2 protein-coding genes are annotated in these 1,867 nt (G+C 65.3%); both read right to left on the minus strand.

The genetic code is table 11. The features are described 5' to 3' along the window. Positions 1-489, minus strand: a 489-nt coding sequence (locus AAGI46_17035; protein ID MEM1013913.1) for a class I SAM-dependent methyltransferase, incomplete at its 3' end; no start/stop codon positions are given. A gap of 11 nt (positions 490-500) precedes the next feature. Then, positions 501-1,613 (minus strand): GNAT family N-acetyltransferase, encoded by a 1,113-nt coding sequence (locus tag AAGI46_17040; protein ID MEM1013914.1) that lies wholly within the window; start codon positions 1,611-1,613, stop codon positions 501-503. Positions 1,614-1,867: the final 254 nt, after the last annotated feature.

Below are 1,867 nucleotides of genomic sequence, written 5' to 3' on the forward strand. Positions count from 1 at the left end.
CGAGAAGAGGACGGGCTCCAGCTCGGTCGCTCCGCCGACGGCGTTGGTGATGAGGTCGAGATTCGGATGGAAGACGTCCAGCCAGAGCAGGCCATCGGGTGCGAGAAGCTCGTGGCAACCGCGCAGGCAGTGCTCCTGAGCCTCCGCGTCTGCGAGGGCGAGAAACGTGTTGAAGAAGCAGCACACCGCATCGAACGGCCCGTCGACCACCGACTGCCAGTCGGGCTCCGAGAAGTCGGCCCGGACATAGCGAGCGTCGCCGCCTTTGGCGTTAGCGATGTCGAGGACGTTCTGGTCGACGTCGAGGCCGGTGACTTGTCGCCCCGCGGCCGCCATCGCAACGGCCGCCCGGCCTGTGCCGCAGCCGAGCTCGAGGACACGCTCGCCGGGAACGTGGTCGAGAAAGCACGCGACGTCAGGCCCGAGGTAGTCGACATCGGGGTACTCGTGGTCGTAGAACCCGGCGATTTCGCGATAATCGGAGGCCATGGTCGCAGAGACTACCGCGTCGGCTGAGTCTCTGGACGCGGCATGCCGCAGATGTGGATGTCGTGGACCTTGCCGAAGTGCCGAAACTCGCGGCGAAGCGTGCCCTCGTGGCGAAAGCCGCACGCCTCGGCGAGATTCAGGCTCCGCTTGTTGTCCACGGCCAACAGGGCTTCGAGCCGCACGAGCTTCGCATAGCAGGCCCACAGGTGCCGCGTGAAGGCGCGTAGTGCTGCCGACGCGACCCCCTGTCCTTCGTGCTCGGCAGCGATGGAGTAGCCGATCCAAGCACGACGCAGCACCGTTCCCATCCCGCCGGCCGTCACGGTGCCGACGATCTTGCCGTCGCGCTGGATGAGTGCGACCTCGCCCCGCTCGTCAGCGAGCATGTCCCACGACTCCCGGATCATCTTGCGTGTGACTTTGACGGTCTTCATCCGCTCCACGAAGCGAAGCAGCGGCTCGAGGCGTTCGCGTTCGCCATCGACGTAGGCGAAGATCTCGCGAGCGTGGTGTGGCTGCTGCAGGACCAGACGCACGTCCGGCCGATCGGTCGGTAGTGCGTAGTCGATCGGCTCGCCGCCGCACTCGTCGTCAATGTGGGCGTAGACGACCTGGTCGGTGATCTCGCCGTCCGGCAGCGGATCGCCAGCTGCGAGCGTGGCTTCGTGCGTGCAGCCGATGCGCTGCATGACGCTGTAGCTCTTCGGGTTCTCAGTGCTGGCACAAAGAAAGACGCGCGGCAGCCGCATCGCACCATGGCCGTGGGAGAGCATCGCGGCGGCAGCACGGGTCATGACGCCCTGACCTTCGTGGCCTTCAGCGAGCCAATACCCGATCTCGCCGGCACGGTCGCGTCGGTCGACGACGGTGAGCCCGACGGAGCCTGCAAGGTCGCCGCGATGCTGAATGATCGCCGTCGCGTCCAATCGTCTGCCGATGTCGTGGCAGCATTTCTGGAAAAACGTGCGAACATCGTCGGCACTCTTGGTTTCGTCGACCCAGTTGAGCCACTTGCGAATCCGCGGGCGCGACCGCTCGATCGCCGCAAACTGTCCGCCCGCGTGCCGCGGCAGCGGCGGCAGCAGCGCGAGGTCGTCGTCGAGTTGGTGTCGATAGTCGAGCACTAGTGACAAATGTATGCGTGGACAGGTCCGAGCTGTAACGATGAGCACGCGCGCGAGCCCCGTGCGTGAGCGAGGGGTTGTCGATCGTCGGACAGAACCCCTCGCTCACGCTTGGGGCTCGCCAAAATCAAGAGATATCCGCGAGCATTCCGTCGATCGCGAACGCGACGCCTTCGGGAAGTTTGGGCGCGTCGCGTTCGAACAGCACCTCGTGGCTCATGTGTGTGAAGAGCGTCCTTGCCGGCTGAAGGTCA

Source organism: Planctomycetota bacterium, assembly GCA_038746835.1.
Lineage (GTDB): Bacteria > Planctomycetota > Phycisphaerae > Tepidisphaerales > Tepidisphaeraceae > JBCDKH01.